Below are 2,665 nucleotides of genomic sequence, written 5' to 3' on the forward strand. Positions count from 1 at the left end.
TTTCAAAGGTTACGTAGAATCAAGCAACTTGGTTTGACCGATATGGTTTATCCCGGAGCCTTGCATACTCGTTTTCATCATGCTATTGGAGCGATGCACCTTATGAGCATCACCTTGGATCAACTTCGGAACAAAGGAATTGAAATTTCTGATGAAGAATATGAAGCTGCCTTGCTTGCTATTCTCCTCCATGACATAGGTCACGGCCCTTTCTCCCACGCATTAGAATCCATTCTTTTAAAAGGACAGCATCATGAAACCTTATCTCTTCTCTTCTTTGATGAATTGAATAAACAATTTAATGGCCAACTTTCCACGGCAAGAGCAATTTTTGTCGGAAGTTACGAAAGAAAATTCTTTCACCAACTAGTCTCAAGTCAATTGGATATCGATAGATTAGACTATTTACAGCGGGATTGCTTTTTTACAGGGGTTTCTGAGGGCACCATTGGAGCTGATAGGATTATTAAAATGATGACGATCATAAATGATGAGGTGGTCATCGAAGAGAAAGGAATTTACAGTATCGAAAATTTTCTTAACGCCAGAAGGCTAATGTATTGGCAGGTTTACCTGCACAAAACCACGGTATGCGCTGAAAAAATGCTTATCAACCTGATCTTAAGAGCCAAATACCTTGCACGCTCAGGTGAAACGCTCCCCGGATCTATTGAGTTTTTGGGATTTCTAAAGAAAGACCTTCCTCAAGAAAATGGACCGGGAACACCAATTTGGCTAAATGATTTTGCTCAACTGGATGACCTGGACATTTGGGGTGCTATAAAACTTTGGAAAAACACAGATGATTTTGTCTTAAAAGAAATTTCAAAAATGTTTTTAACTAGAAATTTATTTAAAATACATTTTAGCAATGACGCCTTCAAAAGGCAGGAAATGGATAAATTAAAATCAAAAATTCAAAAAAAGCTAGCCATCTCTGACAATGAATTAAAATATTTTTTCTCTGAAGGGGAGATAAGTAATTATGGATATTTAACTGAAAATAAAATTTTAATTTTGACAAAAAAAGGCAAAGTTCAGGATGTTGCCACCGCTGCAGATTTGCCAAACATCAAAGCGATGAGTAAAATTGTAAAAAAACACTATGCTTGTCATGCTAAAAATTTAACTTTACGGTAAAAATTAATTAACCCCAATGGAATTCACCATCGATCAAATTGCCCAACTTTTGGAAGGAACTGTAGAAGGTGATGGTTCGCAAGTAATTGATACCCTCAAAAAAATCCAAGAAGGCACACAAGGCAGCATAGGATTTCTTTCTAACCTGAAGTATGAGAAGTACCTCTACACCACCAAATGCTCGGCAATTATCGTATCCGAGGACTTCGCCCCTCAAAAACCGGTTTCCACAACCTTAATTAAGGTAAAAGATCCGTATACAGCTTTTTCTAAACTACTTGAGAGTTATGCAGAGTTGACAAAGCCAAATCCGATAGGAAAAGAGGAGCCTTGCCATCTCGGGGAAAACAGTACCATAGGAGAGGGATTTTATCGCGGTGCCTATTCTTATATTGGCAAAAATTGCACCATTGGAGACAATGTCAAAATTTACCCCCAAGTATACATTGGAGATGATGTTATCATTGGCAACAATTGTGTATTTCATCCGGGAGTAAAAATTTATGCCCAAACAAAAATTGGCAATGACTGCGAAATTCACTCGGGGGCTATCATCGGGTCTGATGGTTTTGGTTTCTCTCCACAGGCAGATGGTACTTACAAGAATGTCCCCCAATTAGGTAACGTTGTGCTGGAAGACAATGTTAGTATTGGGGCCAACTCCACCATTGACTGTGCAACCTTGGGTTCCACGACAATTAAAAAGGGAGCAAAATTAGACAATCAAGTTCAAATTGCCCACAATGTTACCATTGGGGAGAACACGGTTATCGCTTCCCAGGCAGGTGTTGCCGGTTCCACTATTATAGGCAAGAATTGTGTCTTGGCCGGTAAATCTTCTACTGTGGGGCATATTGAGCTTGCAGATCGGACGGTGGTTGGGGGAAACACCGGAATAATGAAATCGGTTAATGAACCAGGAACAACGCTTTTTGGTTATATAGGCTTTGACTTAAAAGCATCGCTAAAATCTTATTCTGTCTTTAAGAAGTTACCTTTACTTCAAGACAAATTAAGAGAGCTTGAAAAAAAATAATAAATTTGAAAATTGAATTGGAGCACCTCTAGTATATAGTTATTGATTTAAATGAAAGTAAAACAGCATACCATTAAAAAACAAGTTACTCTGAACGGTGTAGGTCTACATACGGGAGTGGTAGCTAATATGACCTTTTTGCCGGCCAGCCCTAACCATGGGTATAAATTTCAGAGAATGGACCTGGAGGGACAGCCAATCATTGATGCTGATGTTGACAACGTTGTAGATGTCTCTCGGGGAACTACGCTAGAGCAAGGGGGAGCAAGGGTTTTTACGGTTGAGCACGTATTGGCTGCGCTTGTTGGAATGGAAATAGACAATGTGCTGATACAACTTAATGGACCTGAACCGCCAATTTTAGATGGAAGCAGTATCCAATTCATCAATATACTTGAAGAGGCAGGGCTTGAAGAACAAAATGCACTGAGAAGGTTTTTTGAAGTTCCTGAAAGCATCCATTACAGAGACAGTGCCAGAGAAGTTGAA

General features: G+C 39.2%; 3 protein-coding genes. All 3 read left to right on the forward strand.

Annotated elements, in window-relative coordinates; all coding sequences use genetic code 11:
- A partial coding sequence (locus AAC037_RS23280) for an HD domain-containing protein (RefSeq protein ID WP_339906001.1) occupies positions 1–1,140 on the forward strand: 1,140 nt, incomplete at its 5' end.
- 16 nt (positions 1,141–1,156) lie between these two features.
- Positions 1,157–2,176 (forward strand): UDP-3-O-(3-hydroxymyristoyl)glucosamine N-acyltransferase, encoded by a 1,020-nt coding sequence (lpxD, locus tag AAC037_RS23285; protein WP_339906003.1) that lies wholly within the window; start codon positions 1,157–1,159, stop codon positions 2,174–2,176.
- A 51-nt stretch (positions 2,177–2,227) separates the two neighbouring features.
- A partial coding sequence (locus AAC037_RS23290) for a UDP-3-O-acyl-N-acetylglucosamine deacetylase (RefSeq protein ID WP_339906005.1) occupies positions 2,228–2,665 on the forward strand: 438 nt, incomplete at its 3' end.

It is taken from the genome of uncultured Cyclobacterium sp. (assembly GCF_963976465.1).
Lineage (GTDB): Bacteria > Bacteroidota > Bacteroidia > Cytophagales > Cyclobacteriaceae > Cyclobacterium.

Bases quoted from the DNA above. Each gene is read 5' to 3' on its own strand.
- lpxD (WP_339906003.1), top strand. From the start codon at position 1,157: ATGGAATTCACCATCGATCAAATTGCCCAACTTTTGGAAGGAACTGTA.